Annotated in this window: 1 protein-coding gene; it reads left to right on the top strand. The window is 68.0% G+C overall.

The features are described from left to right. Nucleotides 1-55: 55 nt before the first annotated feature. The coding region (locus VT50_RS38010; protein ID WP_240529509.1) for a condensation domain-containing protein at nt 56-1,236 on the top strand (1,181 nt) is incomplete at its 3' end.

Here is a 1,236-nt window from a genome sequence, read left to right on the forward strand (position 1 = left end):
TCACCCTCACCCAACACGACATCAACAACCTCGAAGACTGGTGGAGGAACGCCTGATGGACAAGCGTGAACTGGAAGACGTCCTCCCGCTGACCGCGGTCCAGGAGGGGTTGCTGTTCCATGCCGTGTACGACGACGCCGCACCGGATGTCTATCTGGTGCAGCTCTCCTTCGAACTCGAAGGGCCCGCTGACCCCGCGCGCTTCCAGCGGGCGGCCGAGGCCCTCGTACGGCGCCATCCGCCGCTCCGGGCGGGCTTCCTCCACCATGACCTCACGCAACCCGTCCAGTTCGTACCGCGCGAGGTGCCCCTCCGCTGGCACGAGGCCGATCTCAGGGAGCTGGACGAGGGGGAGCGGCACAGCGAGCTCCAGCGATGGCTGGCCGAGGACCGGGGGACCCGCTTCGATCTCACGCGTCCGCCCCTGATCCGGTTCGCGCTCTTCCGGCTGGGCGACGACCGCTACCACCTTGTCCTGACGCACCATCACATTCTGCTCGACGGGTGGTCGCTGCCCCTGGTCGTCCAGGAGTACTTCGCCCTCTACGACCACAACGGCGATGAGTCGGCGCTTCCCCGTGCGGTGCCCTATCGCACCTATCTGGAGTGGTGCGGACGCCAGGACCGCGAAGCGGCGCGCGAGGCGTGGCGCGAGGCGCTCGCGGGGCTGGAGGAGCCCACTCTGCTCACCTCCGCGGCCCCCGGCCGGACCACGGTCTCCCCGGAGCAGTTGTCGTTCGACCTGCCCGCCGGACTGGCGGACCAACTCTTCACGCGGGCCCGCCAATTGGGGCTCACCCTCAATACTCTGGTGCAGGCCGGGTGGGGGGTTCTGCTGGGCCGGCTGACCGGACGGGACGATGTGGTGTTCGGCACCACGGTCTCCGGGCGGCCCGCCGAGATCCCCGGTGTGGAGTCCATCGTGGGGCAGTTCATCAACACCGTCCCGCTGCGGCTGCGGATTGATCCGCGCGAGACGGTATCCGCGCTGCTCACCCGGTTGCAGGAGGAGCAGGCACGGCTCCTTGACCACCAGCACCTCGGTCTCGTCGAGATCCAGCGGCTGGCGGGCATCGGATCGGGCGAGATCTTCGACACCACCACCGTGTTCGAGAACTATCCCCTCGACGAGGGGCGGCTGCTGGATCCCACCACGGAGCTCAAAACGCTGTCGGTGGACAGTTACGACGCCACCCACTACGCCCTGGCGCTGATGGTGATTCCGGGTGAGCGGCT

This window comes from Streptomyces antioxidans (genome assembly GCF_000968685.2).
GTDB classification, from domain to species: Bacteria; Actinomycetota; Actinomycetes; order Streptomycetales; family Streptomycetaceae; genus Streptomyces; species Streptomyces antioxidans.